Annotated in this window: 25 protein-coding genes and 1 tRNA gene; 23 read left to right on the top strand and 3 right to left on the bottom strand. The window is 72.7% G+C overall.

Features of this window, described 5'->3' with window-relative positions; all coding sequences use genetic code 11:
• Nucleotides 1–51 precede the first annotated feature (51 nt).
• The 3 genes from ACZ4M8_RS23395 to ACZ4M8_RS23385 all read left to right on the top strand — a co-directional run bounded on the left by ACZ4M8_RS23395 (nt 52) and on the right by ACZ4M8_RS23385 (nt 1,606).
• Nucleotides 52–125 (top strand) — tRNA-Met (locus ACZ4M8_RS23395).
• A gap of 128 nt (nt 126–253) precedes the next feature.
• On the top strand, nt 254–958 hold the full coding sequence (locus ACZ4M8_RS23390) for an HdeD family acid-resistance protein (RefSeq protein WP_467610297.1): 705 nt from the start codon (nt 254–256) through the stop codon (nt 956–958).
• Between the two features lie 93 nt (nt 959–1,051).
• Entirely contained in the window at nt 1,052–1,606 is a 555-nt protein-coding gene (locus ACZ4M8_RS23385; RefSeq protein WP_467610294.1) for an ATP-binding protein, read from the top strand.
• Here ACZ4M8_RS23385 and idi read toward each other — a convergent pair.
• The gene (gene idi, locus ACZ4M8_RS23380; protein WP_467610291.1) at nt 1,539–2,150 is read right to left on the bottom strand and encodes an isopentenyl-diphosphate Delta-isomerase; all 612 of its coding nucleotides are present in this window, start codon (nt 2,148–2,150) and stop codon (nt 1,539–1,541) included. The two genes, ACZ4M8_RS23385 and idi, sit on opposite strands and share 68 nt — an antisense overlap.
• Before the next feature lie 548 nt (nt 2,151–2,698).
• On the opposite strand from idi, the gene ACZ4M8_RS23375 reads away from it, so the two are divergent.
• The 16 genes from ACZ4M8_RS23375 to ACZ4M8_RS23300 all read left to right on the top strand — a co-directional run bounded on the left by ACZ4M8_RS23375 (nt 2,699) and on the right by ACZ4M8_RS23300 (nt 21,081).
• Nucleotides 2,699–4,519, top strand: coding sequence for a DUF5941 domain-containing protein (locus ACZ4M8_RS23375; protein WP_467610612.1), 1,821 nt, complete (start codon nt 2,699–2,701; stop codon nt 4,517–4,519).
• Nucleotides 4,516–5,253 carry a phosphocholine cytidylyltransferase family protein gene (locus tag ACZ4M8_RS23370; RefSeq protein ID WP_467610289.1) on the top strand — a complete coding sequence of 246 codons (738 nt, stop codon included), beginning with the start codon at nt 4,516–4,518 and terminating at the stop codon, nt 5,251–5,253. Before ACZ4M8_RS23375 ends, ACZ4M8_RS23370 begins: the two co-directional genes overlap by 4 nt.
• Nucleotides 5,241–6,302 carry an iron-containing alcohol dehydrogenase family protein gene (locus tag ACZ4M8_RS23365; protein ID WP_399083418.1) on the top strand — a complete coding sequence of 354 codons (1,062 nt, stop codon included), beginning with the start codon at nt 5,241–5,243 and terminating at the stop codon, nt 6,300–6,302. The genes ACZ4M8_RS23370 and ACZ4M8_RS23365 overlap by 13 nt, the downstream gene beginning before the upstream one ends.
• Complete coding sequence (locus ACZ4M8_RS23360; RefSeq protein WP_467610287.1) at nt 6,280–7,059, top strand: CDP-alcohol phosphatidyltransferase family protein; 780 nt, start codon at nt 6,280–6,282, stop codon at nt 7,057–7,059. The genes ACZ4M8_RS23365 and ACZ4M8_RS23360 overlap by 23 nt, the downstream gene beginning before the upstream one ends.
• A 17-nt stretch (nt 7,060–7,076) precedes the next feature.
• Nucleotides 7,077–7,958 (top strand): glycosyltransferase family 2 protein, encoded by an 882-nt coding sequence (locus ACZ4M8_RS23355; RefSeq protein ID WP_467610610.1) that lies wholly within the window; start codon nt 7,077–7,079, stop codon nt 7,956–7,958.
• A gap of 79 nt (nt 7,959–8,037) precedes the next feature.
• Entirely contained in the window at nt 8,038–8,976 is a 939-nt protein-coding gene (locus ACZ4M8_RS23350; RefSeq protein ID WP_467610284.1) for an ABC transporter permease, read from the top strand.
• Nucleotides 8,969–9,772: an ABC transporter ATP-binding protein gene (locus ACZ4M8_RS23345; protein WP_467610282.1), complete on the top strand. Its 804-nt coding sequence runs from the start codon at nt 8,969–8,971 to the stop codon at nt 9,770–9,772. The genes ACZ4M8_RS23350 and ACZ4M8_RS23345 overlap by 8 nt, the downstream gene beginning before the upstream one ends.
• Nucleotides 9,773–10,129: 357 nt before the next feature.
• On the top strand, nt 10,130–11,056 hold the full coding sequence (hpnC, locus tag ACZ4M8_RS23340; RefSeq protein ID WP_467610279.1) for a squalene synthase HpnC: 927 nt from the start codon (nt 10,130–10,132) through the stop codon (nt 11,054–11,056).
• Complete coding sequence (hpnD, locus tag ACZ4M8_RS23335; protein ID WP_467610278.1) at nt 11,053–12,000, top strand: presqualene diphosphate synthase HpnD; 948 nt, start codon at nt 11,053–11,055, stop codon at nt 11,998–12,000. The genes hpnC and hpnD overlap by 4 nt, the downstream gene beginning before the upstream one ends.
• A 97-nt stretch (nt 12,001–12,097) precedes the next feature.
• Nucleotides 12,098–13,516 (top strand): hydroxysqualene dehydroxylase HpnE, encoded by a 1,419-nt coding sequence (gene hpnE, locus ACZ4M8_RS23330; protein WP_467610275.1) that lies wholly within the window; start codon nt 12,098–12,100, stop codon nt 13,514–13,516.
• 20 nt (nt 13,517–13,536) lie between these two features.
• A complete protein-coding gene (locus tag ACZ4M8_RS23325) occupies nt 13,537–14,634 on the top strand; it encodes a polyprenyl synthetase family protein (RefSeq protein ID WP_467610274.1) in 1,098 nt (365 codons plus the stop codon).
• A 104-nt stretch (nt 14,635–14,738) separates the two neighbouring features.
• Nucleotides 14,739–16,730 carry a squalene--hopene cyclase gene (gene shc / locus ACZ4M8_RS23320; RefSeq protein WP_467610272.1) on the top strand — a complete coding sequence of 664 codons (1,992 nt, stop codon included), beginning with the start codon at nt 14,739–14,741 and terminating at the stop codon, nt 16,728–16,730.
• Nucleotides 16,730–17,383, top strand: coding sequence for a phosphorylase family protein (locus tag ACZ4M8_RS23315; RefSeq protein WP_467610271.1), 654 nt, complete (start codon nt 16,730–16,732; stop codon nt 17,381–17,383). The genes shc and ACZ4M8_RS23315 overlap by 1 nt, the downstream gene beginning before the upstream one ends.
• Before the next feature lie 5 nt (nt 17,384–17,388).
• Nucleotides 17,389–18,411, top strand: coding sequence for an adenosyl-hopene transferase HpnH (hpnH, locus tag ACZ4M8_RS23310; protein ID WP_467610269.1), 1,023 nt, complete (start codon nt 17,389–17,391; stop codon nt 18,409–18,411).
• An 88-nt stretch (nt 18,412–18,499) separates the two neighbouring features.
• A complete protein-coding gene (locus ACZ4M8_RS23305; protein ID WP_467610268.1) occupies nt 18,500–19,882 on the top strand; it encodes an aspartate aminotransferase family protein in 1,383 nt (460 codons plus the stop codon).
• 14 nt (nt 19,883–19,896) lie between these two features.
• Entirely contained in the window at nt 19,897–21,081 is a 1,185-nt protein-coding gene (locus ACZ4M8_RS23300; RefSeq protein WP_467610266.1) for a serpin family protein, read from the top strand.
• A gap of 20 nt (nt 21,082–21,101) precedes the next feature.
• Here the strand turns inward: ACZ4M8_RS23300 and ACZ4M8_RS23295 are convergent, their stop codons facing one another.
• Nucleotides 21,102–21,908 (bottom strand): tyrosine-protein phosphatase, encoded by an 807-nt coding sequence (locus ACZ4M8_RS23295; protein WP_467610265.1) that lies wholly within the window; start codon nt 21,906–21,908, stop codon nt 21,102–21,104.
• Between the two features lie 274 nt (nt 21,909–22,182).
• Between ACZ4M8_RS23295 and ACZ4M8_RS23290 the strand changes: the two genes are divergently transcribed.
• A complete protein-coding gene (locus ACZ4M8_RS23290; RefSeq protein WP_467610263.1) occupies nt 22,183–22,983 on the top strand; it encodes an SGNH/GDSL hydrolase family protein in 801 nt (266 codons plus the stop codon).
• Between the two features lie 75 nt (nt 22,984–23,058).
• Here the strand turns inward: ACZ4M8_RS23290 and ACZ4M8_RS23285 are convergent, their stop codons facing one another.
• Nucleotides 23,059–23,511 (bottom strand): ATP-binding protein, encoded by a 453-nt coding sequence (locus tag ACZ4M8_RS23285; protein ID WP_467610261.1) that lies wholly within the window; start codon nt 23,509–23,511, stop codon nt 23,059–23,061.
• Between the two features lie 134 nt (nt 23,512–23,645).
• On the opposite strand from ACZ4M8_RS23285, the gene ACZ4M8_RS23280 reads away from it, so the two are divergent.
• From ACZ4M8_RS23280 to ACZ4M8_RS23270, 3 genes are read left to right on the top strand one after another with little or no spacing between them, the layout of a single operon-like run.
• Nucleotides 23,646–24,515, top strand: coding sequence for a helix-turn-helix domain-containing protein (locus tag ACZ4M8_RS23280; protein WP_467610259.1), 870 nt, complete (start codon nt 23,646–23,648; stop codon nt 24,513–24,515).
• A gap of 3 nt (nt 24,516–24,518) precedes the next feature.
• On the top strand, nt 24,519–24,797 hold the full coding sequence (locus ACZ4M8_RS23275) for a DUF397 domain-containing protein (protein ID WP_399083370.1): 279 nt from the start codon (nt 24,519–24,521) through the stop codon (nt 24,795–24,797).
• Nucleotides 24,794–25,681, top strand: a complete 888-nt coding sequence (locus ACZ4M8_RS23270; RefSeq protein ID WP_467610257.1) for an SAM-dependent methyltransferase — start codon at nt 24,794–24,796, stop codon at nt 25,679–25,681. The genes ACZ4M8_RS23275 and ACZ4M8_RS23270 overlap by 4 nt, the downstream gene beginning before the upstream one ends.
• Nucleotides 25,682–25,692: the final 11 nt, after the last annotated feature.

Below are 25,692 nucleotides of genomic sequence, written 5' to 3'. Positions count from 1 at the left end.
GGTCACCGATTTGGCCCTGCGCCGGCCGGCCCGTACTGTGGGGCGAACCGACGCGGGGTGGAGCAGCTCGGTAGCTCGCTGGGCTCATAACCCAGAGGTCGCAGGTTCAAATCCTGTCCCCGCTACTCATCGAGGAAGGCCCGGTGCCCACGGCACCGGGCCTTCCTCGTTCCCGGACGCCGCTTCCGCTCGCCCTGCCCCGCCCGCCGAAACGCGGTATACCGGGACGAATCAGGTTTTCGAGGAGGCGGCGATGACCGGCAGATCCGCGCGGGACCGTACGCCGGAGCAGCGGCGCTCCGCTGAGCTGGGCCGCGGCTTCGGCAGGCTGATGGCGCTCGGCGTCGTCCTCGTCGTCGCGGGCGCGGTGGGCCTGGTCTACGCCGGACTCGCCACGCTCACCTCGATGCTGCTCTTCGGCTGGCTGCTGCTGATCGGCGGCGCGGTGGGGCTGCTGCACGCCTTCCAGTCACGCGGGACGCACTTCGTCTGGCTGGCGGTCATCGTGGCGGCGCTGAACCTCGCCGCCGGCGTCGTGGTGATCGTCCGTCCCGATGTGGCCGCGGCGGCGCTGACCATGTTCGCCGCGCTGCTCTTCCTGACCGGCGGCGTGTTCCGGCTGGTCGGCGGCGTGGTGGTACGCGGCGCGCAGTTCGGCTGGACGCTGGTGCAGGGCGCCTTCGACCTGTTGCTGGGCATCCTGGTGCTCGGCGACTGGCCGCACAGCAGCCGCTACGTCCTGGGCGTCTTCATCTCCCTCGCGCTGCTCTTCGACGGGCTCGGGCTCTTCGCGATGGGATTCGGCGGACGCCGGATCGTCAGCCTGGTCGAGGAGGGGCGGCACGACGGGACGGCCCGGCGGGAAGAGGGCGTGGCGAATGGCTCGGAACGTTCGTCCGGCGCGCCGTGGAGTTCGCTGACGAAGAAAGAAAAGCGCCAGGACCGGTCATCCGAATGAGCCAATCGCTCTGAACCAGTCAGAAGTCGTCGATTGGCGCTGACTTGTGTTCAGTTGGCCGGGCCGGACCGGCGCATTCCCAACACTCGACCTGTGAGGACGCCTCCCGGACCACCCGCCGGCCCCCCAGAGGAACTGACCGCGCCGCCCGCCTGCGAAGGCACCTGGCGCTTCACCGCCCCGCTCGACGTCGCCTCGGTACCGCTCGCCCGCCACGCCGTCCGGGACCTGCTCACCGAGCGGCGGGTCCCCCTCGACCCCGCCGTCCACGACGGCCTGCTGCTAATCGTCTCCGAACTCGTCACCAACGCCGTCCAGCACGCCGCCCTCTTCTCCCCCGAGATCGCGGTACGCGTCGACCTCGGCGGCGGGCGGCTGCGCCTCGCCGTCGAGGACAACCACCCCTACTGTCCGAAAGCGCTCGAAGCCGACGAGAGCGATCTCGGGGGCCGGGGGCTGTGGCTGGTCAAGACGGTCACCGCCGAGGCCGGGGGCGTCTGCGACGTCGCCCCGACACCCGGCGGTGGCAAGATCATCTGGGTGGAGTTCCCGCTGGCGGCCCGGCCGGGCGCCGCGCCCCTTACCAGCCCGCCGCCGAGCCCGTCAGCTCCCGCACCGCCGGACGCACCGCGTCCAGCACGGTCATGAACCACGCGGAGAACGGCCCCTCGGCGTGCCGCTTCGCCAACTCGTCCGGCGTCACGAACGCGATCTCCCCGATCTCCGCCGGATCCGGCCGGGGCGTCTCGCGCACCAGCCCGACGAAGAGGTGGTTGTACTCCTGCTCCACCAGCCCGGACGCCGGATCCGGATGGTTGTAGCGCACCGTGCCCGCCTCGGCCAGCAGCGACGGCGCCAGCCCCAGCTCCTCCGCCGTCCGGCGCGCGGCGGCAGCGAACGGCTTCTCGCCCGGGTACGGGTGACCGCAGCAGGTGTTGGACCACACACCGGGGGAGTGGTACTTGCCCAGTGCCCGGCGCTGGAGCAGCAGCCGCCCCTGCTCGTCGAAGAGGAAGACCGAGAACGCGCGGTGCAGCTGCCCGGGGGCCTGATGGGCGGCGAGCTTCTCCGCCGTGCCGATCGTCGTGCCGTCCTCGTCGACCAGCTCCAGCATGATCGGCGCGGCGTCGCCGCCCGGTGCGTTCACCGCCGCGAGTTCGGCGGTCTGTCCGTTGGCAGGTGTGATCGGCATGCCCATCCTTGTCGTCGGTCTTCGACGCCAAGTCTGCCCCACCGCCGTCCCCGTCACGGCCTCGGCGGCACGCGGCGGCGCGTACCCGCTTCCGCCCTCCCGGAACGCCGCCGCGCCGCGCGCCCGGCGGCGCCCCGCCCGCGTCGGGCGCCGCCCGGCCCGTGAGAAGGTCCACACCCCCGCGCGGGCCCCGCGCCTCCCCGACCAGGACATCCGTGCGGCCCCGGCGGGGTGCCGGACGCGTCACGGATCAACCCGCACCACCTGTGACCAGCCCCCGCATAACCGGCGCCGCAACGTGCCGTCGCCCCGGCCGCCAGTTGTTCCGGCGCCACCCGATCCACCATGATGATCGCGGCAGGCGCAGCCGTCGGTCACCCGATCGTGCGGTGAATCCGCGGTGAACGGCCGCAACCCGCATCCGATAGCCTCTGCCGACGTGCCACCGGCCCCCTGGGGCGAGGTGTGCCGCGCCCACTGCCCGGGTAGTTCGTGCCGAATGCGGACCGGCCGGCGCGGCCTTGTCAGCATTCAAGGAGTGAGTTCGTCTGTCGACCGCCATCCTCACCGGTCCGCCGGTCGCCGGGTCGCCGCTCGAAGGCGATCTGCGCGCGCTGGGCTTCGACATCCGTACGGCGCAGGACCCCGCGTCCGCGGCCGAGCTGATCGCCGCGGCCCCCGCCCATGAGCGGATCGCCGTCGTGGACCCCCGCTTCGTCGGCCACCGGCACACCCTGCGCCTGGCGCTCACCGACCCCCGCTTCCCGGCCGCCGCCGTCGACGGCGCGCTCACCGTGCAGCCCGCGGCCCGCGCCGCGCTGGACCGCGCCGCCACCCGCATCCCGGTCGGCGCCGGCAGCGCCCACCTCACCGACGTCCTCACCGGCACCCTGACCGACGCCCTGGAACGCGCCGACGTCGGCCTGACGCGCATCGAGCCCGGCAGCCTGGTCGCCGCCGTCCCGCTCACCCCGGCCGCTCGCGAGGAGGCCCGGGAGGCCGTCGCCGCGGTCGACGAGGAGGCGGTGCGGCTGCGCAGCGCGGTCAAGTCCCGCGACGGGTTCTTCACCACGCACTGCATCAGCCCGTACTCCCGCTACCTCGCCCGCTGGTGCGCCCGGCGCGGCCTGACCCCGAACCAGGTCACCACCGCCTCGCTGCTCACCGCGCTGATCGCGGCGGGCTGCGCGGCCACCGGCACCCGCGGCGGTTTCGTCGCCGCCGGTGTGCTGCTCCTCCTCTCCTTCGTCCTCGACTGCACCGACGGGCAGCTCGCCCGTTACTCCCTGCAGTACTCGACGATGGGCGCCTGGCTCGACGCCACCTTCGACCGGGCCAAGGAGTACGCCTACTACGCCGGCCTCGCGCTCGGCGCCGCCCGCGGCGGTGGCCATGATGATGTATGGGCGTTGGCCGTCGGCGCGATGATCCTCCAGACCTGCCGGCACGTCGTCGACTTCTCGTTCAACGAGGCCAACCACGACGCGACGGCCAACACCAGCCCCACCGCGGCCCTCTCCGACCGGCTCGACAGCGTCGGCTGGACGGTCTGGGCGCGCCGCATGATCGTGCTGCCGATCGGTGAACGCTGGGCGCTGATCGCCGTCCTCACCGCCTGCACCACGCCCCGCATCGTCTTCTATGTCCTGCTGATCGGCTGTGCGCTGGCCGCCTGCTATACCACCGCCGGGCGCGTCCTGCGCTCGCTGACCCGCCGGGCCCGGCGCACCGACCGCGCCGCCCGCGCGCTGGCCGACCTCGCCGACACCGGCGCGCTCGCCGAACTGATCGCCCGCCCGATGCGCGGCCGGGGCCGCACCGGCTCGTTCCTCGCCCCGGTCATGGCCTTCCTCGCCGCCGCCGTCCTGCTGGTCGCGGTGGTCTTCGAGGACGACCCGGCCTCCTGGCTCACCGTCGGTCTCGCCTGCTGCGCCGCGCTGCTGACCGGCGCCGCCGTGGCCCGCCCGCTCAAGGGCGCCCTGGACTGGCTGGTGCCGCCGTTCCTGCGCGCCGCCGAGTACGTCACGATCCTCGTGCTCGCCGCCCGCAGCGGGGCGCACGGCGCGCTGCCGGCGGCGTTCGGCCTGGTCGCGGCGGTCGCCTACCATCACTACGACGCGGTCTACCGCATCCGCGGCGGCAGCGGCGCGCCGCCGCGGTGGCTGGTGCGGGCGGCAGGCGGCAGCGAGGGACGCATCCTCGTCGTCACCGTCCTGGCCGCCGCGCTGTCCCCCTCGGATTTCCCCCTCGCGCTCGCGGTGCTCGCCGGCGCGCTGGGTCTGCTGGTGCTCGTCGAGAGCATCCGCTTCTGGGTGCGTGCCGCGAAGACCGGCGCACCCGCCGTTCACGATGAAGGAGAACCCGCATGATCGGCCTCGTGCTGGCCGCCGGCGCCGGACGGCGTCTGCGCCCCTACACCGACACCCTGCCCAAGGCGCTGGTGCCGGTTGATGGGGACACGACCATCCTGGACCTGACGCTCGGCAACTTCGCCGAGATCGGCCTGACCGAGGTCGCGATCATCGTCGGCTACAAGAAGGAAGCCGTCTACGAGCGCAAGGCCGCCCTGGAGGCCAAGTACGGCCTCAAGCTGACGCTCATCGACAACGACAAGGCCGAGGAGTGGAACAACGCCTACTCCCTGTGGTGCGGCCGTGACGCCATCAAGCACGATGTGATCCTCGCCAACGGCGACACCGTGCACCCGGTCTCCGTCGAGAAGACGCTGCTCGCCGCCCGCGGCAACGGCCAGAAGATCATCCTCGCGCTGGACACCGTCAAGCAGCTCGCCGACGAGGAGATGAAGGTCGTCGCCGACCCGGCCAAGGGCGTCCAGAAGATCACCAAGCTGATGGACCCGGCCGAGGCGACCGGCGAGTACATCGGCGTCACCCTCATCGAGGGCTCCGCCGCCGACGAGCTGGCCGACGCCCTGAAGACCACCTTCGAGCGCGACCCCGACCTCTACTACGAGGACGGCTACCAGGAGCTGGTCAACCGCGGCTTCCAGGTCGACGTGGCCCCCATCGGCGACGTCAAGTGGGTCGAGATCGACAACCACGACGACCTCGCGAAGGGCCGTGAGATCGCATGCCAGTACTGACCCGCCTCATTCCGTCCCCGGTCGTCGTCGACATCAGCGCCGGCGCCCTGGACGACCTGGCGGGCCTGCTGGCCGATCAGCGCATCTCCGCATCCGGGAAGCTCGCGATCGCCATCTCGGGCGGTTCGGGCGCCCGGCTGCGGGAGCGGCTGGCCCCCGCGCTGCCCGGCGCGGACTGGTACGAGGTCGGCGGCGGCACGCTCGACGACGCGATCAAGCTCGGCGACGCCATGAAGAAGGGCCACTACGACGCCGTCGTGGGCCTCGGCGGCGGCAAGATCATCGACTGCGCCAAGTACGCCGCGGCGCGGATCGGACTGCCGCTCGTCGCCGTCGCGACCAACCTGTCGCACGACGGCCTGTGCTCGCCGGTCGCCACCCTCGACAACGACGCGGGCCGCGGCTCCTACGGGGTGCCCAACCCGATCGCCGTCGTCATCGACCTCGACATCATCCGCGAGGCGCCCGTCCGCTTCGTCCGCTCCGGTATCGGTGACGCCATCTCCAACATCTCCGCGGTCGCGGACTGGGAGCTGGCCCACCAGGAGAACGGCGAGGCGATAGACGGGCTGGCCGCCGCGATGGCGCGCCAGGCCGGTGAGGCGGTGCTGCGCCACCCCGGCGGCGTCGGCGACGACAACTTCCTCCAGGTGCTGGCCGAGGGCCTGGTCCTCACCGGTATCTCGATGTCCGTCGCGGGCGACAGCCGGCCGGCCTCCGGCGCCTGCCACGAGATCAACCACGGCTTCGACATCCTCTTCCCCAAGCGGGCGGCGAGCCACGGCGAGCAGTGCGGCCTCGGCGCCGCGTTCGCCACGCACCTGCGCGGGGACGCGGAGACGTCCTCGCTGATGGTCGAGGCGCTCCAACGGCACGGCCTGCCGGTCACGCCGGGTGAGATCGGCTTCACGGACGAGGAGTTCGTCCAGGTCGTCGAGTTCGCCCCGAAGACCCGGCCGGGCCGGTACACCATCCTGGAGCACCTGGACCTGTCCACCGACGAGATCAGGGACGCATACGCCGACTATGCCAAAACCATCCGTAGCTGAGCTCCGGCCGGTCGTTCACCCTCCGGGCGTGAAGGACCGGCGGAGCGGCGAGCACTGGGCCGGCCGGCTCTACATGCGCGAGGTCTCCCTCCGCATCGACCGCCACCTGGTGAACACGAAGGTCACGCCCAACCAGCTGACCTACGTGATGACCGTCGCCGGTGCCCTCGCCGCCCCGGCCCTGCTGGTGCCGGGGATCTGGGGCGCCGTGCTCGGCGTGGTGATGGTCCAGCTGTATCTGCTGTTCGACTGTGTCGACGGTGAGATCGCCCGCTGGAAGAAGCAGTACTCGATGTCCGGTGTCTACCTGGACCGCGTCGCCGCCTACCTGTGCGACGCCGCGGTCCTGGTCGGCTTCGGTCTGCGCGCCGCCGACCTGTGGGGCACCGGCCGCATCGACTGGCTGTGGGCCTTCCTCGGCACCCTCGCTGCGCTCGGCGCGATCCTGATCAAGGCGGAGACGGACCTCGTCGGCGTCGCCCGGCACCAGCAGGGACTGCCGCCGGTCAAGGAGTCGGCGGCCGAGCCGCGCTCCTCCGGTATGGCGCTGGCCCGCAAGGCGGCCGCGGCGCTCAAGTTCCACCGGCTGGTCCTCGGCGTCGAGGCGTCCTTGCTGATCCTTCTCCTCGCGATCGTGGACGCCGTCCGGGGCGATCTGTTCTTCTCGCGCCTGGGCGTCGCGGTGCTCGCCGGTATCGCGCTCCTCCAGACGCTGCTCCACCTCGTGTCCATCCTCGCTTCCAGCAGGCTCAAGTGACGAAGACCCCTCAGAAGATGACGGTCGGCGCGGTGATCCTCACCATGGGCAACCGCCCCGAGGAGCTGCGCGCGCTGCTGGACTCGGTCGCCGGGCAGAAGGGCGACCCGGTCGAGGTGGTGGTGGTCGGCAACGGCTCACCCCTGCCCGAGCTGGACGTCCCCGGCCTCACCGTGCGCACCGTCGAGCTGCCGGAGAACGTCGGTATCCCGGCGGGCCGCAACGTCGGCATCGAGGCGTTCGGCCCCGGCGGCACCGACGTCGACATCCTGCTCTTCCTCGACGACGACGGACTGCTGGCCCGGCCGGACACCGCCGAGCTGTGCCGTGAGGCGTTCGCGGCGGACGAGAAGCTGGGCATCATCAGCTTCCGGATCGCCGACCCGGACACCGGTGAGACCCAGCGCCGCCACGTCCCGCGGCTGCGCGCCTCCGACCCGATGCGCTCCTCGCGCGTGACCACCTTCCTCGGCGGCGCCAACGCGGCCCGCACCGCGGTGTTCGCGCAGGTCGGCGGCTTGCCCGACGACTTCTTCTACGCGCACGAGGAGACCGACCTGGCCTGGCGCGCGCTGGATGCGGGCTGGCTGGTCGACTACCGCGCGGACATGCTGCTGCTCCACCCGACGATGGCGCCGAGCCGGCACGCGGTCTACCACCGGATGGTGGCCCGCAACCGTGTCTGGCTGGCCCGGCGGAATCTGCCCGCCCTGCTGGTTCCGGTCTATCTCGGTGTCTGGTTCCTGCTGACGCTGGCCCGGCGTCCCTCGCTGCCGGCGCTGCGCGTCTGGCTGGCGGGTTTCAAGGAGGGCTGGACGACCCCCTGCGGCCCCAGGCGTCCCATGAAGTGGCGTACCGTGTGGCGCCTGACCCGGCTGGGTCGCCCTCCCGTCATCTGACAAGCTCAATATCTGAGAGCATCAGGCGCGAGCCGGGGCGTGGCCCCGGCAGCGCACCTTGAGGACGAAAGTGTCAACTGTGAGCGAGACCACGCACGACAGTGCGGTCGCCATGAGTGCCCCGCCATCCCCCGACGACGGGCTCACCCCTGCCCAGCTGGCCCAGAAGTACGGGCTGTCGCAGAGCGGTGCCCGGCCCGGCCTGTTCGAATACGTACGGCAGCTGTGGAACCGGCGCCACTTCATCGCCGCCTTCTCCAGCGCCAAGCTGACCGCGCAGTACAGCCAGGCGAAGCTGGGCCAGGTGTGGCAGGTGGCGACGCCGCTGCTCAACGCGCTGGTGTACTACTTCATCTTCGGTCTGCTCATGGGCGGCCGGGGCAGCATGACGAACGACGTCTACATCCCGTTCCTGGTGACCGGTGTCTTCGTCTTCACCTTCACCCAGAGCTCGGCGATGGCCGGTGTCCGGGCGATCTCCGGCAACCTCGGACTGGTGCGCGCGCTGCACTTCCCGCGCGCCTCGCTGCCGATCTCGTTCGCGCTCCAGCAGCTCCAGCAGCTGCTGTTCTCGATGATCGTGCTGGTCATCGTGTTGCTCGGGTTCGGTCACTACCCGTCGCTGTCGTGGCTGCTGGTCTTCCCCACACTCGTACTCCAGTACGTCTTCAACACCGGCCTGGCCATGATCATGGCGCGCGCCGGTGCGAAGACCCCGGACCTGGCGCAGCTGCTGCCGTTCATCATGCGGACGTGGATGTACGCGTCCGGTGTCATGTACAACCTGACCGAGCAGCTGCGGGGCAAGCACGCCCCCGAGTGGCTGGTCGATCTGCTGGCGTCGAACCCGGCGTCGGTCTACATCGACCTGATGCGGTACTCGCTGATGGGTCACGGCTTCAACCACGCGGACCTGCCGCCGCACGTCTGGGCGCTGGCTCTCGGCTGGGCGCTGCTCGTCGGCGCCGCGGGCTTCGTGTACTTCTGGAAGGCTGAGGAGCGTTACGGCCGTGGCTGAGCAGCAGCAGGACACCGGGGCCACCGCGCAGGCGGCCCCGGCCACCCCCACCGTGATCGCCGACGATCTGCACATCGTCTACCGCGTCTACGGCGGCAGCAGCGGCAAGGGCAGTGCCACCGCGGCGCTCAACCGCATCATCCGCCGCAAGCCGGGCGGCAGCGTCCGGGAGGTCCACGCGGTGCGGGGCGTCACCTTCACCGCGTACCGCGGTGAGGCCATCGGGCTGATCGGCTCCAACGGCTCCGGCAAGTCGACGCTGCTGCGGGCCATCGCCGGTCTCCTCCCGGCCGAGCGCGGCAAGGTCTACACCGACGGCCAGCCCTCGCTGCTGGGCGTGAACGCCGCGCTGATGAACGACCTGACCGGCGAGAAGAACGTGGTGCTGGGCGGGCTGGCGATGGGCATGTCCCGCGACCAGATCCGCGAGCGCTACCAGGGCATCGTCGACTTCTCGGGCATCAACGAGAAGGGCGACTTCATCTCCCTGCCGATGCGGACGTACTCCTCCGGCATGGCGGCCCGCCTGCGGTTCTCCATCGCCGCGGCGAAGGACCACGACGTGCTGATGATCGACGAGGCGCTGGCCACCGGCGACCGCAAGTTCCAAAAGCGCTCCGAGGCTCGCATCCGCGAGCTGCGCAAGGAGGCCGGTACGGTCTTCCTGGTCAGCCACAACAACAAGTCGATCAGGGACACCTGCGACCGTGTGCTGTGGCTGGAGAAGGGCGAGCTGCTGATGGACGGCCCGACCGACGAGGTCATCAAGGCGTACGAAAAGGAGTCGGGCAAGTAGTCCGCCTGACGGCCCCGGGCCCCCGCGAGCGCTTTCGCGGGGGCCCGGGGCCGTCACGGGCCGGTCAACTCCGGCCGTTCCCATAACGGTTGGGCCCCGCGCGGCGTTGAGCCGGACGTGGGCCCGGGGCCCCGGACCCGGTTACCCGCCGTGAAGATCTACGGCGTAAGCTGTACGGGTACTGATCAGAATAAGTGGTATAAGTCGGGCAATGCTCGCCATTTCTGAGCATCGAACGGTCCCTTCGGGCATAGCGTGTCCGAAATGGGATGTTTTAGCTTGGCGGTGTAGAACGGGAGACGTGACGGCAATGGCTACTGGACCGCTCCGGCTCCGAAACGCGCCGGGCAGACTTCGGTGAGCCGAGAAACGGCCCAGGCCCCCGCAGGCCGGCCGGTGGACGACCCCTCGCGCGCCGTCCTCGACCAGGCCGCCCACGAGAACTTCCCGGTCGCGCCCTTCTTCCTGCCCCGCGCCTGGCGCGGTGACCTGATGGCGGTCTACGGCTACGCCCGGCTGGTCGACGACATCGGCGACGGTGACCTCGCCCCCGGCGGCGGCGACGCCGTCCTCCTCGGGCTGGAGCGCGCGCAGGCCGACGACCGCCTCGCGCTGCTCGACGCCCTGGAGGCGGACCTGCACCGCGTCTTCAGCGACCGCGCCCCCGGCCCCCGCCACCCGCTGCTGCGCCGGCTCGGCCCGACCGTGCGCCGCTGCGGGCTGACCCCCGGGCCCTTCCTCGGCCTGATCGAGGCCAACCGCCAGGACCAGCGGGTCTCGCGCTACGCGACCGCCGCGGACCTCGACGCGTACTGCGAGCTGTCCGCCAACCCCGTCGGCCGTCTCGTGCTGGGCATCACCGGCACCACCAGCCCCGAGCGCGTCCGGCGCTCCGACGAGATCTGCACCGCGCTGCAGATCGTCGAACACCTCCAGGACGTCGCCGAGGACCTGGCCCGCGACCGGATCTACCTCCCCGAGGAGACCCGGCGGCGTTTCGGTGTCACCGAGGCGGACCTGGCCGCGCCGCACGCCTCGCCCGCCGTGCGCGCGCTCATCGCCCACGAGGCGGACCGCGCCGCGCGGCTGCTGGACGCCGGAGCGCCCCTGGTGCACAGCGTGCACGGCCGGCTGCGGCTGCTGCTGGCCGGTTTCGTCGGCGGCGGGCGCGCCGCGCTGCGGGCCATCGCCGACGCCGGCCACGACGTACTCCCCGGACCGCCCAGGCCGACCAAGCTCAGCCTGCTGCGCGCGGTGGGGGCGACATTGCGAAGAGAGGGGTGAGTCGGACCGTGGAGGAAACCGCACAGACATCCGCGCCGGTGCTCGCCGCGTACCGCTACTGCGAGGCCGTCACCGGGCATCAGGCACGGAACTTCGCCTACGGCATCCGGCTGCTGCCGGTCGCCAAGCGACAGGCCATGTCGGCGCTCTACGCCTTCTCCCGCCGCGTCGACGACATCGGCGACGGCTCCCTGGAGCCGGAGGCCAAGCGGGTCCGGCTGGAGGACACCCGGGCGCTGCTGGCCCGGGTCAAGGACGGCGCGGTCGAGGAGGACGACACCGATCCGGTGGCCGTCGCCCTCGCCGACGCCGCCCGCCGCTTCCCGCTGCCGCTGGGCGGGCTCGACGAACTGATCGACGGCGTCCTGATGGACGTCCGCGGCGAGACCTACCGCACATGGGACGAGCTGAAGCTCTACTGCCGCTGCGTCGCCGGGGCGATCGGCCGGCTCTCGCTCGGCGTGTTCGGCACGGTGCCCGGCACGCCGGACGCCGCCCGCGCCCCCGAGTACGCCGACACCCTCGGCCTCGCCCTCCAGCTCACCAACATCCTGCGCGACGTCCGCGAGGACGCCGCCAACGGCCGCACCTACCTGCCCTCCGACGACCTCGCCGCGTTCGGCTGCTCGGCCGGGTTCGACGCGCCCGTGGCGCCGCCCGGCGCCGACTTCGCCGGGCTGGTGCACTTCGAGGCCGAACGCGCCCGCGCCCTCTTCGCCGAGGGTTTCCGGCTGCTGCCGATGCTCGACCGCCGCAGCGGCGCCTGCGTCGCGGCGATGGCCGGGATCTACCACCGGCTGCTGACCCGGATCGCCGACGACCCGGAGGCCGTGCTCCGCGGCCGGGTGTCGCTGCCGGGCCGGGAGAAGGCGTTCGTCGCGGTGCGCGGACTGTCCGGGCTGGACGCGCGCGCGGTGGGCCGCCGCACCGCCGGGAGGCGCTGATGGGCCCCCGCACCACCGGCCGCCCGGTGCCCGCGGCCCCCGGGACAACCCTCCCGGCGCGCACCGCGTCCCCGAGGGCGGCAGCGGAGGAGGACGTATGACGGCCGGAACAGGGCCCGGGAACGGTGCGGTGGTGATCGGCGGCGGACTGGCCGGTACGGCCGCCGCGCTGGCGCTCGCCGACGCCGGGCTGTCCGTCACCCTCGTCGAGGGCCGGCCGCGGCTGGGCGGGCTGGTCTTCTCCTTCCGCCGCGAGTTCGGCGGCGGTGAGCTGAGCGTCGACAACGGCCAGCACGTCTTCCTGCGCTGCTGCACCGCCTACAGCGCCTTCCTGGAGCGGCTCGGCGCCACCGGCCTGGTGCCGCTCCAGGACCGGATGGACGTCCCCGTCCTCGACGCCGACCGGATGCGTCTCGGCCGGCTGCGGCGCACCGCGCTCCCCGTCCCGCTGCACCTCGCCGGCAGCCTCGCCCGCTACCCGCACCTCTCCCTCGCCGAGCGCGCCGCGGTGGTCCGCGCCACCCTCGCGCTCAAGGGGCTCGACCCGGACGACCCGGCGCTCGACGCCGTCGACTTCGGCAGCTGGCTGCGGCGTCACGGCCAGTCGGCCCGTACCGTCGAGGCGCTGTGGGACCTCGTCGGCGTTGCCACCCTCAACGCCGTCGCGCCCGACGCCTCCCTCGGCCTCGCCGCCAAGGTCTTCAGGACCGGGCTGCTCTCCGCGCCCGGCGCCGCCGACATCGGCTGGGCCCGCGTCCCGCTCGGCGACGTCCACGACACCCTCGCCCGTACCGCTCTGGAGAAGGCCGGGGTCCGCGTCCTGCTGCGCACCCGCGCCACCGGCCTCACCCGTACGGAGTCCGGCTGGCGGGTCACCGTCACGGACGGCCCGGACGCCGATGCGGCGCTCGACGCCGGGACGGTCGTCACGGCCCTGCCGCAGCGCGAGACCCACGCCCTGCTGCCCGAGGGGACCCTCGACGACCAGGACCGGCTGCTCGGCATCGGCACCGCGCCGATCCTCAACCTCCACGTCGTCTACGACCGCAAGGTGCTGCGCCGACCGTTCTTCGCGGCCATCGGCTCGCCCGTCCAGTGGGTCTTCGACCGCACCGACACCTCCGGGCTCGCAAAGCTGCCCGAGGGCGCGGGCTGCCAGTACCTCGCGGTGTCGCAGTCGGCCGCGCAGCAGGACATCGGGGAGCCGGTCGCCAAGCTGCGCGACCGCTACCTGCCGGAGCTGGAGCGGCTGCTGCCCGCGGCGCGCGGCGCCCGCGTCCGCGACTTCTTCGTCACCCGCGAACGCACCGCGACGTTCGCGCCCACCCCGGGCGTCGGCAGGCTCCGCCCCGCCGCCCGTACCCGTACTCCCGGCCTGTTCCTGGCCGGTGCGTGGACCGCCACCGGGTGGCCCGCGACCATGGAAGGCGCTGTCCGCAGCGGCCACGCGGCCGCGCGCCACGCGCTCACCGACCTCGGCTTCCCCCAGGGCCGGCTGCCCCGGGAGGCAGCATGACAACGAGCACCAGCGCTCGCATGAGCACGAGCATCGGAAACAGAGGAGAAACCGTGAACCCGGCTTCCCCAGCTATCGACACCGAGAGCGTCACCGCGCTGCTGGAGCGCGGGCGCACGCTCGCCACTCCCGTGCTGCGTGCCGCCGTGGACAGACTCGCTCCTCCCATGGACACCGTCGCCGCCTACCACTTCGGGTGGATCGACGCCGCGGGCCACCCCTCGGCGGGCGACGGCGGCAAGGCGGTACGCCCCGCGCTCTCCCTGCTGTCCGCCGAGGTCGCGGGCGCGGCACCGGAGGTCGGCATCCCCGGCGCGGTCGCCGTCGAGCTGGTGCACAACTTCTCGCTGCTCCACGACGACCTGATGGACGGCGACGAGCAGCGCCGCCACCGCGACACGGTCTGGAAGGTGCACGGCCCCGCCCAGGCGATCCTGGTCGGCGACGCGCTCTTCGCCCTCGCCAACGAACTCCTGCTGGAGCTGGGCACCGTCGAGGCGGGCCGCGCCACCCGCCGGCTGACCACCGCCACCCGCAAGCTGATCGACGGCCAGGCGCAGGACATCTCGTACGAGCACCGGGAGCGGGTCACCGTCGCGGAGTGCCTGGAGATGGAGGGCAACAAGACCGGCGCGCTGCTGGCCTGCGCGGTCTCCATCGGCGCGGTGCTCGGCGGCGCCGACGACCACACCGCCGACACCCTGGAGAAGTACGGCTACCACCTCGGCCTCGCCTTCCAGGCGATCGACGACCTGCTCGGTATCTGGGGCGACCCGGGGTCCACCGGCAAGCAGACCTGGAGCGACCTGCGCCAGCGCAAGAAGTCGCTGCCGGTCGTCGCCGCGCTGGCCGACGGCGGCCCGGCCTCGCGCCGCCTCGCCGAGATCCTGGCGGCGGACGCGAAGAAGACCGAGGACGAGATCGCCGACTTCACCGAGGAGGAGTTCGCCTCCCGCGCGGCGCTCATCGAGGAGGCCGGCGGCCGGGCGTGGACCTCCGAGGAGGCCCGCCGCCAGCACGCCACCGCGATCGCCGCGCTCGACGAGATCGAGATGCCCCAGAAGGTCCGCGCGCAGCTCGTCGCGCTCGCGGACTTCGTCGTCGTCCGACAGAGATGAGCACTATCGACACGAACTGATCGCAGTCGCCGGCCGGTGCCAGCCGGGCGCCGGCCGACGGAATCCCTGAGCACGCTTCACAGTTCACTGCAGAAGGGGAAGCCATGACAGCGACGACCGACGGAAGCACCGGGGCCCTGCCGCCCCGGGCCCCCTCGGCCGGTGATGCCGCCGACCGCACCGAAGACCCGGCGGGCATCGCACAGCGGGCCCGGCGCGCCACGGAGCGCGCCACCGCGTACCTCCTCTCCGTCCAGGACCCCGCCGGATGGTGGAAGGGCGACCTGGAGACCAACGTCACCATGGACGCCGAGGACCTGATGCTCCGCCAGTTCCTCGGCATCCGGGACGCGCACACCACCGACGCCGCCGCCCGCCACATCCGCGGCCGGCAGGGCGAGGACGGCACCTGGGCCACCTTCCACGGCGGGCCCGGCGATCTCTCCGCCACCGTCGAGGCGTACGTCGCCCTGCGGCTCGCCGGGGACGCCCCCGACGCCCCGCACATGGCGCGCGCCGCCACCTGGGTCCGTGAGGCGGGCGGTATCGCCGCCACCCGCGTCTTCACCCGCATCTGGCTGGCCCTCTTCGGCTGGTGGAAGTGGGACGACCTCCCCGAACTCCCCCCGGAGCTGATCCACCTCCCGAAGTGGTTCCCGCTCAACATCTACGACTTCGGGTGCTGGGCGCGGCAGACGATCGTGCCGCTCACCATCGTCTCGGCCGAGCGCCCGGTGCGGCCCGCGCCGTTCGCCGTCGACGAGCTGCACACCGATCCGGCCGTCCCCAACCCGCCGCGCCCGCTCGCGCCGGCCACCAGCTGGGACGGCCTCTTCCAGCGTCTGGACAAGGCGCTGCACCTCTACCGCAAGGTCGCCGTCCGCCCGGTGCGCGCCGCCGCGATGCGCTCCGCGGCCCGCTGGATCATCGAACGCCAGGAGAACGACGGCTGCTGGGGAGGCATCCAGCCGCCCGCCGTCTACTCCGTCATCGCCCTGCACCTGCTCGGCTACGACCTGGAGCACCCGGTCCTCAAGGCGGGCCTGGCCTCCCTGGACCGCTTCGCCGTGTGGCGTGAGGACGGCTCCCGGATGATCGAGGCGTGCCAGTCGCCGGTCTGGGACACCTGCCTGGCCACCATCGCCCTCGCCGACGCCGGACTGCCCGCCGACCACCCGCAACTGGTCAAGGCCGCGGACTGGATGCTCGCCGAACAGATCGACCGCCCCGGCGACTGGACGGTCCGCCGCCCGCACCTTCCCTCCGGCGGCTGGGGCTTCGAGTTCGAGAACGACAACTACCCGGACATCGACGACACCGCCGAGGTGGTCCTCGCCCTGCGCCGCGTCGTCCACCCGGACCCGCGGCGGATCGAGGAGGCCATCGCGCGCGGGGCGCGGTGGAGCGCCGGGATGCAGTCGAAGAACGGCGCGTGGGGCGCGTTCGACGCCGACAACACCAGCCCGTTCCCCAACCGCCTGCCGTTCTGCGACTTCGGCGAGGTCATCGACCCGCCGTCGGCGGACGTCACCGCCCATGTCGTCGAGATGCTCGCCGACCTGGGCCGCGCCGGTCATCCGCGTGCCCGCCGGGGCCTGGCCTGGCTGCTGGCGGAGCAGGAGCCGAGCGGCGCCTGGTTCGGCCGCTGGGGCACCAACTACCTCTACGGCACCGGCTCGGTGGTGCCCGCGCTCGCCGCGGCGGGGCTGCCCGCCTCGCACCCGGCGATCCGGCGCGCCGTCGCCTGGCTGGAGCGGGTGCAGAACACCGACGGCGGCTGGGGCGAGGACCAGCGCTCGTACCAGGACAAGGAGGCGTGGGCGGGCCGCGGCGCCTCCACCGCCTCGCAGACCGCCTGGGCGCTGATGGCGCTGCTGGCCGCCGGGGAGCGGGAGAGCGAGGCCGTCCGGCGCGGTGTGGCCTGGCTGGTCGGCACCCAGCGGGAGGACGGTTCCTGGGACGAGCCGTACTTCACCGGCACCGGCTTCCCCTGGGACTTCTCCATCAACTACCACCTCTACCGCCAGGTCTTCCCGCTGACGGCGCTGGGCCGCTACCTGGGCGGCGGACCGGCGCCCGCGTCCCTGGGGGTCTGATGCCCCGACGGCCCCCGCCGGACGGCGGACCGCCGCTGCTGATCGCCTGTGCGCTCGGCATCGAGCGGTGCGCGCTGCGCGGCGGGGGCCGCGGCGCGGGCGCGCCCGCGCGGGTCACGCTCCGTACCGGCATGGGGCCGCACGCCGCCGAACGCGCCATGGCGCGGGCGCTCGCCCCGGGCGCGCCCACCGCGCACTCCCCTGTGATCGCCAGCGGCTTCTGCGCCGGGCTCGCCCCGGGCATGCGCCCCGGCGACGTGGTGGTCGCCGAGCGGACCCGCGACCACCGACCGGACGCATCCGACGTGACCTGTCACGGCGGCCCGCTGGCCGAGGCGCTGCGCTCGCGCGGGCTGACCGTCCACACCGGGCTGCTGCAGGGCAGTGACCACGTGGTACGCGGTGCGGAGCGGGCGGCGCTGCACGCCGCGGGCGCGGTCGCGGTGGACATGGAGTCCGCCGCGACGCTGCGGGCGGCGCGGGCGGCGGGCGACCGCCCGGTTGCGGCCGTCCGGGTGGTCGTGGACGCTCCAGAACATGAACTGCTGCGCCTGGCGACCCTGCGCGGAGGAATATCGGCCTTCCGCGTCCTGCGGTCAGTCCTTCCTGTGTTCTACGAATGGCACCGTTCTTTGCTGCTCCCCTGGAGGTGAGCCAGATGGCCATGCCGCTCCGCCAGTCCGTCCGGGTCGGGACCTATCTCCTTGAACAGAAACTGCGGAAGCGCGACAAGTTTCCGCTGATCGTCGAATTGGAACCGCTGTTCGCCTGCAATCTCAAATGCGAGGGGTGCGGGAAGATCCAGCACCCGGCGGGCGTCCTCAAACAGCGGATGCCGGTGGCCCAGGCGGTGGGGGCGGTGCTGGAATCGGGCGCCCCGATGGTCTCCATCGCCGGCGGTGAACCGCTGATGCACCCTCAGATCGACGAGATCGTCCGGCAGTTGGTGGCCAAGCGGAAATACGTCTTCCTCTGCACCAACGCGATGCTGCTCCGCAAGAAGCTGGAGAAGTTCACGCCCTCGCGGTACTTCGCCTTCGCGGTGCACATCGACGGTATGCGCGAGCGCCACGACGAGTCCGTCGCGAAGGAGGGCGTCTTCGACGAGGCGGTCGCCGCGATCAAGGAGGCCAAGCGGCGCGGCTTCCGCACCACCACCAACTCCACCTTCTTCAACACCGACACCCCGCAGACCATCATCGAGGTGCTGAACTTCCTCAACGACGACCTCCAGGTCGACGAGATGATGCTGTCGCCCGCCTACGCCTACGAGAAGGCGCCCGACCAGGAGCACTTCCTCGGCGTCGAGCAGACCCGGGAGCTGTTCAAGAAGGCGTTCGCCGGGGGCAACCGCCGACGCTGGCGCCTCAACCACAGTCCGCTCTTCCTCGACTTCCTGGAGGGCAAGGCGGACTTCCCGTGCACCGCCTGGGCGATCCCCAACTACTCCCTCTTCGGCTGGCAGCGCCCCTGCTACCTGATGAGCGACGGCTACGTCCCCACGTACCGGGAGCTGATCGAGGAGACCGACTGGGAGAAGTACGGCCGCGGCAAGGACCCGCGGTGCGCCAACTGCATGGCGCACTGCGGCTACGAGCCGACCGCGGTGCTCGCCACCATGGGGTCGCTCAAGGAGTCGCTGCGCGCGGCCCGCGAGACCGTCGCGAGCAACCGTGACTGAGCCGTCCGGCCGCGCCGCTACGGCCCGGGGGCCACACGCCTCCCGGGCCGTACGGGGCGGGAGCGCGCGGCGGCGAGGGGAGCCACCGGTGACCGGTTTCGATCTCGGCGCACTGCTCGCCGAGCGCGGCGGCGAACGCTACGACCTGCACAGCCGCCATCTCAACCACCAGCTGCCGCGAATGCTGCACACCCTCGGCTTCGACAAGGTCTACGAGCGGGCCGAGGGCGCGTACTTCTGGGACGCCGACGGGCAGGACTACCTCGACATGCTCGCCGGGTTCGGGGTGATGGGGCTGGGCCGCCACCATCCGGTCGTCCGGCAGGCGCTGCACGACGTCCTCGACGCGCAGCTGGCCGACCTCACCCGCTTCGACTGCCAGCCGCTGCCCGGACTGCTCGCCGAGAAGCTGCTGGCCCACGCGCCCCACCTGGACCGGGTCTTCTTCGGCAACAGCGGCGCCGAAGCGGTCGAGACGGCCCTGAAGTTCGCCCGCTACGCCACCGGCCGGCCCCGCGTCCTCTACTGCGACCACGCCTTCCACGGCCTGACGACGGGCGCCCTGTCGGTCAACGGCGAGGACGGCTTCCGCGACGGCTTCGCCCCGCTGCTGCCGGACACCGCCGTCCCGCTCGGCGACCTGCCGGCCCTGGAGCGCGAACTGCGCCGCGGGGACGTGGCGGCCCTGGTCGTCGAGCCGATCCAGGGCAAGGGCGTGCTCCCGGCGCCGCCCGGCTTCCTCGCCGCCGCCCAGGAACTGCTCCACCGCCACAAGGCGCTGCTGATCGCCGACGAGGTGCAGACCGGCCTCGGCCGCACCGGCGACTTCTTCGCGTACCAGCACGAGGCGGGCGTCGAGCCGGACCTGGTCTGCGTCGCCAAGACGCTCTCCGGCGGTTACGTCCCCGTCGGCGCGACGCTCGGCAAGGACTGGATCTTCAAGAAGGTCTACTCCTCCATGGACCGGGTGCTGGTGCACTCCGCCAGCTTCGGCGCCAACGCCCAGGCGATGGCGGCGGGCCTGGCGGTCCTCACCGTGCTGGAGGACGAGGAGCTCGTCGCCCGTGCCCGGCGCACCGGCGATCTGCTGCGTACCCGGCTGGCCGCGCTCACCGACCGGTACGAGCTGCTGCACGAGGTGCGCGGCCGCGGCCTGATGATCGGCATCGAGTTCGGCCGCCCGAGATCGCTGGGGCTGCGCGGCCGCTGGACGATGCTCCAGGCGGCCCGTAAGGGCCTGTTCGCGCAGATGGTCGTGGTGCCGCTGCTGCAGCGCCACCGGATCCTCACCCAGGTCTCCGGTGATCACCTGGAGGTCATCAAGCTGATCCCGCCGCTGATCATCGGCGAGCGGGAGGTGGACCGGTTCGTCGACGCGTTCACCGCCGTCATGGACGAGGCCCACGCGGGCTCCGGGCTGCTGTGGGACTTCGGCCGGACACTGGTCAAACAGGCGGTCGCCCACCGCTGACGGGAGGGGGAGGCATGACACCGACGACCGGTGAGGCCACGGTGCGGGCCGTCAACGCGATGACGGCCCGCTGGGCACGGGCCGCGGTGGGGGAGCGGGGCACCGTCCTGGCCGCCGCCGGGGTCTGGCCGCTGCTCGCCCTGCTCGCCACCCCGGCCGCGGGGCGGGCCCGCGCCGAACTCGCCACCGCCCTCGGCACCGCGCCCGAGCACGCGATGGACGAGGCCCGCGCGCTGCTCGCCACGGTGGACGCGATGGACGGCGCGGCGGCGGCCGCCGGGGTGTGGGCGGCCCGCTCCGCCGAGCTGCGGCCGAAGTGGCGGGCGCGGCTGCCGGAGGGCGCCCTCGGCGAACTGACCGGCGACGCGGCGGCCGACCGCGCCGCGCTGGACGCCTGGGCGCGCCGCGGCACCGGCGGACTGATCGAACGGATGCCGGTGGCGACGGGCCCCGGCACGCTGCTGGTCCTGGCGAGCGCGCTGCTGCTGCGCACCACCTGGCAGACGCCGTTCGCCGGGCGTCCGCTGCGCCCCGCCGACGGCCCGTGGGCCGGGCGGACCCTCGCCGAGCTGTACCGCCGGACCGAGGACGGGACGGAGCTGCGGGTGCACACCACCCCCGACGGCCCGCTCACCGAGGCGCGGGTCACGGGCACGGCAGGCACCGACGTCCATCTGCTGCTCGGCCCGGAACGGCTGCCGGGCGGCGCGGTGCTGGCGCACGGCGTGGCCGCGCTGGCGGGGACGTATCCGGTGGCGCCGGGGGCCGACGGGGACGGGCCGGGGCTCACGCTCTCCTCGGTCCCGTCCCACCACGGCCGTCCGCTGACCGAGCTGAGCACGGCGCGCTTCACCGTCGACGCCGACCACGATCTGCTGCGGTGGCCCGAGGTGTTCGGGCTCGGCGCCGCGGCCTCGGCGTCCACCGGTCACTTCCCGGGCCTCGCCGCGCGGCCGCTGGCGGTGTCCGCGGCGCGGCAGACGGCGACGGCGACGTTCGGGCCGCTCGGCTTCCGGGCGGCGGCGGTCACCGCGATCGGGATGCGGGCCGCGGGGATGGCGCTGCCGCCGCCGCGCCGCTCCCCGCTGGTGGCGGCGGCCTTCACGCGGCCGTTCGGCTTTCTGGCGGTGCACCGGGCGAGCGGGCTGGTGCCGGTCGCCGGGTGGGTCACCGACCCCGAGCCGTATCCGTCGGTGTGAGGGCCGGATACGGAGCGGGGTCAGCCCTCCAGGAGCCGGTCGCGCAGCCGTTCGCGGACGGCGGGGGTCAGGCCCAGCCCCTCGGTGAGGTAGGTCTCGGTCGAGCCCCAGGTCGCGGCGATCGCGTCGTAGGCGGCCGTGAGGTAGGCGGTGTCGGCGCCGAACAGCGGCGCCAGCAGCTCCATGACCTCGGGGGACATGGCGGCGGGGGAGTTGTCCGAGCGGCGGATCTTGTAGCGCCGGTGCGGGTCGTCGGACTTGAGGTAGTCGGCCTCGATGGCGTCCTGCTCGACGCCGACGGCGAGCAGCGTCACGGCGACGGAGAGGCCGGCGCGGTCCTTGCCCGCGGCGCAGTGCAGCAGGGCGGGCGTGCTGTCCTCGGCGAGCGCGTGCAGCAGCCGGCTGTGGTCGGCGGTGCGGGTGGTGATGATGTGGCGGTAGCTCTTCGCCATCCGGGCGGCGGCCTTGCCGTCACCGAGGATGCGCCGCAGCTGCTCCAGCTCACCGTCGCGGACCATCGTCCAGAACTCCGCGCCGTCGGCCGGGTCGGTCAGCGGGATGTTGACGTTCCGTACGCCGGGGAGGGTGACGTCCGGGCCTTCGAGGGCGATGTCCGCGGCGTTGCGGAAGTCGAAGACGGTGCGGAGGCCGAGGCCCGCGAGGAAGGCGGCGTCCGCCTCGGTGGCGTGCGCGAGGTGACCGCTGCGGAAGAGCCGGCCCGTCCGCACCCGCCGCCCGTCCACGGTCGGCAATCCGCCCACGTCGCGGAAGTTGCGGACCTCCACGAGAGGGGAATCGGCCGGTGGGACCTGCGGCGTCTGCGTCACGGGCGCTCCTCGGTTCGGCCGCCGGCGCGGTCGCCGGCGAGACGTGGCCGTTCCCGACGATACGACACGGATGCCGCAGGCAACCATGGTGGGAAGTGCCACCTCCGGGTCCGGACGCGCCCGCTTCCGGAACGGACAGGTGTCACTCGGTGACACCACGTGACCGCTCCCTATTCCAACTTGGAAAGAATTTGACCGGGTGGTATTAATCACCCCTCGTCAACCCCTGGTTACGGTGGCGTAGGTCACTTCTCACGGTGAAGTATGTCCTGACGTGGGAGACGATTCGAAAAACATCAGCAGCGGCGCCGTGCGCGCCATCGGGTCGTACGCAGCCGTCGGGGACAGCTTCACCGAGGGAGTCGGGGATCCGGGTCGTGACGGGGCGTACATCGGTTGGGCGGACCGCCTCGCGGTCCTGCTGTCGGACCAGCGCGCGGAGGGCGAGTTCCGCTACGCCAACCTCGCGGTCCGCGGCCGGCTCCTGGACCAGATCGTCGAGGAGCAGGTGCCCCGCGCCAAGGAGCTGGCCCCGGAGCTGGTGACCTTCTGCGCGGGCGGTAACGACATCCTGCGGCCCGGCTCCGACCCGGACGACGTCGCCGAGCGGTACGAGGCGGCCGTCGCGGACCTGCGCGAGACCGTCGGCACGGTCCTGCTCTGCACCGGCTTCGACACCCGCGGCATCCCCGTGCTCAAGCATCTGCGCGGCAAGATCGCCACGTACACCGCACATGTCCGCGCCATCGCCGACCGGCACGGCTGCCCGGTCCTCGACCTCTGGTCGCTGAAGTCCGTCCAGGACCGGCGTGCCTGGAGCGACGACCGGCTGCACCTGTCCGCCGACGGTCACACCCGGGTCGCGCTCCGCGCCGGTCAGGTGCTGGGCCTGACGGTCCCGGCCGACCCGGACCAGCCGTGGCCCCCGGAGGCGGAGCGGTCGGCCGCCGACGCGCGCCGCGACAACATCCACTGGGCGCGCGAACACCTCGTGCCCTGGATCGGCCGCCGGCTGCGTGGCGAGTCCTCCGGCGACCACGTCGAACCCAAGCGCCCGGATCTGCTGCCGCTGTAGGCGCGGCGCGACGGCCCCGGAATCCCGTGCAGGGATCCGGGGCCGTCGCCGTGTCCGGGCCTGCGCCGCCCGGAGTCAGCGGGTGGCGCTCTCGCGGGCGACCTCGGCCCACACCGTCCGGCCGCCGTGCGCGCCGTCACGGGTGCCCCAGCTCCGGGAGAGCGCGCCGACCAGGAAGAGGCCGCGGCCGCACTCCTGGTCCCCGCTGTCCGGGCGGGCCCGCGGCGCCGGCGCGCCGGCACCGCCCTCGTCCGTGACGGCTATCCGTACGTGCCCGGCGTGCAGGGACAGCTCGCAGCCGACCCGCTCGCTGGCGGTGTGCCGTACGGCGTTGGTGAACAGCTCGCAGACCACCAACTCCACGTCGTCGCAGACGGGTTGGCCGGTGCCCCACGCGTGCAGGAGCGCGGTGACACGCCGCCGCGCCTCGGGGACGGAGGTGCGGCGGGCCGGCAGGTGGAACGCGTCCCGGCGCCCGGCGGCGGGGCCGCGGAGCGCCAACGAGGGGGCGTTGCTGGAGGAAGCCACTACGCAACTATGTGCGATGCCGGTGATCGATGGCAAGGATCAATCTGCAAATTACAGAATCGGATTATGCAGTCTGTTCGCGTAACTGACGGCATGACACACTGCTGCCCGGAAGCAGGCAGAAGGGATCGGACGTGGTGGAAGCACGGTCGGGCGGGGCGCCGACCGTCCTGCGGGTGGTGCTCGGGAAGCGGTTGCAGGATCTGCGCGAGAGAGCCGGTCTCTCCTTCGAGCAGGCCGCCGAGGCCCTCGACGTCACCCACGCGACGGTACGGCGGATGGAGAAGGCCGAGGTCGGCCTCAAGATCCCGTACGTGGAGAAACTGCTGGCCACCTACGGTGTCACCGATGCCACCGAGGTCGAGGGCTTCGTCCGGCTGGCCCGTGAGGCCAACCGTCCCGGCTGGTGGCACCGCTTCCGCGACGTGCTGCCCGACTGGTTCAGCGCCTACGTCAGCCTGGAGAGCGAGGCCACCCTCATCCGCGGCTACCAGCCCGCCTACGTCCCCGGGCTGCTGCAGACCGAGGAGTACGCGCGGGCGGTGCTGCGCGCCGGGATGCCGCACGCCGCCGACGACGACATCGACCGCACCGTCGCCCTGCGCATGGAGCGGCAGTCCCTGCTCACCCGAGAGAACGCGCCGACGCTCTGGGTGGTCATGGACGAAACCGTGCTCCGCCGCCCGATCGGCGACGACCCGCGCGTCATGCGCGATCAGCTCGGCCGCCTCGCGGAGGCCACCGCACTGCCCAACGTCCGGCTGCAGATCATCCCGTTCGCCGCGGGCCCGCACCCCGCGATGTACGGGCCGTTCCACATCTTCCGCTTCCCGATTCCGGAGCTGCCGGACATCGCGTACGCGGAGAGCCTCGTCGGGGCGCAGTACTTCGACCAGCGCAACGACGTCTCGCAGTTCCTGGAGGCCCTCGACCGGATGTGCGCGCAGGCCGCACCGGCACACGCCACCGAGGGCATCCTGGGTGGCTTTCGCAAGGAGATCTGAACCATGGATCGCATACGCATCTACAACGGCATGCCCGCCAAGGAACTGGGCACCGACGGCTGGCACAAGCCGTGGAGCGGCGGCAACGGCGGCGAATGCGTCGAGGCGATGCGGCTGGGCGACGGCCGCGTCGCACTGCGCCAGTCCACCGACCCCGACGGCCCCGCGCTGATCTACACCCACCACGAGATCGTCAGCTTCATCGAGGGCGCCAAGGCCGGGCACGCCGACTTCCTGCTCACCGGCGGACCGCACCGCCACCCCGAACGGAGGACGGCATGAGGGACCCGGAGATCGCCCAGGGGCCGCTGAGCCCGCCGCTGCCCGACGGCACCGGCCACGGCGGCTTCCGCGCCGACGAGATCGACACCGGTACCCCGCACCCGGCCCGGATGTACGACTACTACCTCGGCGGCCGCGACAACTACGAGGTCGACCGGATCGCCGCGGACCGCGTCATCGAGGTGCATCCGCAGGTCCGGCTCAGCGCCCGCGCCAACCGCGCCTTCCTCGGACGCGCGGTGGGCACCCTGGTCGACGGCGGCATCCGCCAGATCCTCGACCTCGGCACCGGCATCCCCACCTCGCCCAACACCCACGAGGTGGCCCGCGCGACCGCCCCGGACACCCGGGTCGTCTACGTCGACAACGACCCCATCGTGGCCACCCACGCCGGGGCGCGGCTCACCGACACCGACCGCACCGGCTTCGTCCTCGGCGACGTCCGCGACATCCCGGCGGTCCTGGCGCACCCGACCGTGCGGCGCCTCATCGACCTCGACCGGCCGGTGGCCGTCCTGCTCCTCGCGGTGCTGCACTTCGTCCGGGAGGAGGAGGACCCGGCGGGCATCGTGGCCGCCCTCGCCGACGCGCTGCCCGCCGGCAGCCACCTGGTGCTCTCGCACGCCACCGACGAGCCCTACGAGGAGTTCCCCGGCGGCCGTGTCGACGCCACCGCCCGCGACGGCGTCGTCAACGTCTACAAGAACGCCACCGCGCCCCTCACCGTCCGCTCCCGGGCCCGGATCACCGAACTCCTCGGCCCGTTCACCCTGCTGGAGCCCGGCGTCGTCCGCGTCCCCCTGTGGCGTCCGGACGGCGAGATCCCGAGCGCCGAGGAGCTGAACAACACCATCTTCTACGGGGCGGTGGGCCGGAAGGACTGAAGCCCGCGGCG

It is taken from the genome of Streptomyces sp. NPDC027185, from assembly GCF_055567035.1.
The sequence above is the reverse complement of the archived record's forward strand: the minus strand, read 5'-3'. Positions and strand labels throughout refer to the sequence as shown.

Bases quoted from the DNA above. Each gene is read 5' to 3' on its own strand.
- ACZ4M8_RS23390 (WP_467610297.1), top strand. From the start codon at position 254: ATGACCGGCAGATCCGCGCGGGACCGTACGCCGGAGCAGCGGCGCTCC.
- idi (WP_467610291.1), bottom strand. From the start codon at position 2,150: ATGCCGATCACACCTGCCAACGGACAGACCGCCGAACTCGCGGCGGTG.
- ACZ4M8_RS23370 (WP_467610289.1), top strand. From the start codon at position 4,516: ATGATCGGCCTCGTGCTGGCCGCCGGCGCCGGACGGCGTCTGCGCCCC.
- ACZ4M8_RS23365 (WP_399083418.1), top strand. From the start codon at position 5,241: ATGCCAGTACTGACCCGCCTCATTCCGTCCCCGGTCGTCGTCGACATC.
- ACZ4M8_RS23360 (WP_467610287.1), top strand. From the start codon at position 6,280: ATGCCAAAACCATCCGTAGCTGAGCTCCGGCCGGTCGTTCACCCTCCG.
- ACZ4M8_RS23355 (WP_467610610.1), top strand. From the start codon at position 7,077: ATGACGGTCGGCGCGGTGATCCTCACCATGGGCAACCGCCCCGAGGAG.
- hpnE (WP_467610275.1), top strand. From the start codon at position 12,098: ATGACGGCCGGAACAGGGCCCGGGAACGGTGCGGTGGTGATCGGCGGC.
- ACZ4M8_RS23325 (WP_467610274.1), top strand. From the start codon at position 13,537: ATGAGCACGAGCATCGGAAACAGAGGAGAAACCGTGAACCCGGCTTCC.
- shc (WP_467610272.1), top strand. From the start codon at position 14,739: ATGACAGCGACGACCGACGGAAGCACCGGGGCCCTGCCGCCCCGGGCC.
- ACZ4M8_RS23315 (WP_467610271.1), top strand. From the start codon at position 16,730: ATGCCCCGACGGCCCCCGCCGGACGGCGGACCGCCGCTGCTGATCGCC.
- hpnH (WP_467610269.1), top strand. From the start codon at position 17,389: ATGGCCATGCCGCTCCGCCAGTCCGTCCGGGTCGGGACCTATCTCCTT.
- ACZ4M8_RS23300 (WP_467610266.1), top strand. From the start codon at position 19,897: ATGACACCGACGACCGGTGAGGCCACGGTGCGGGCCGTCAACGCGATG.
- ACZ4M8_RS23275 (WP_399083370.1), top strand. From the start codon at position 24,519: ATGGATCGCATACGCATCTACAACGGCATGCCCGCCAAGGAACTGGGC.
- ACZ4M8_RS23270 (WP_467610257.1), top strand. From the start codon at position 24,794: ATGAGGGACCCGGAGATCGCCCAGGGGCCGCTGAGCCCGCCGCTGCCC.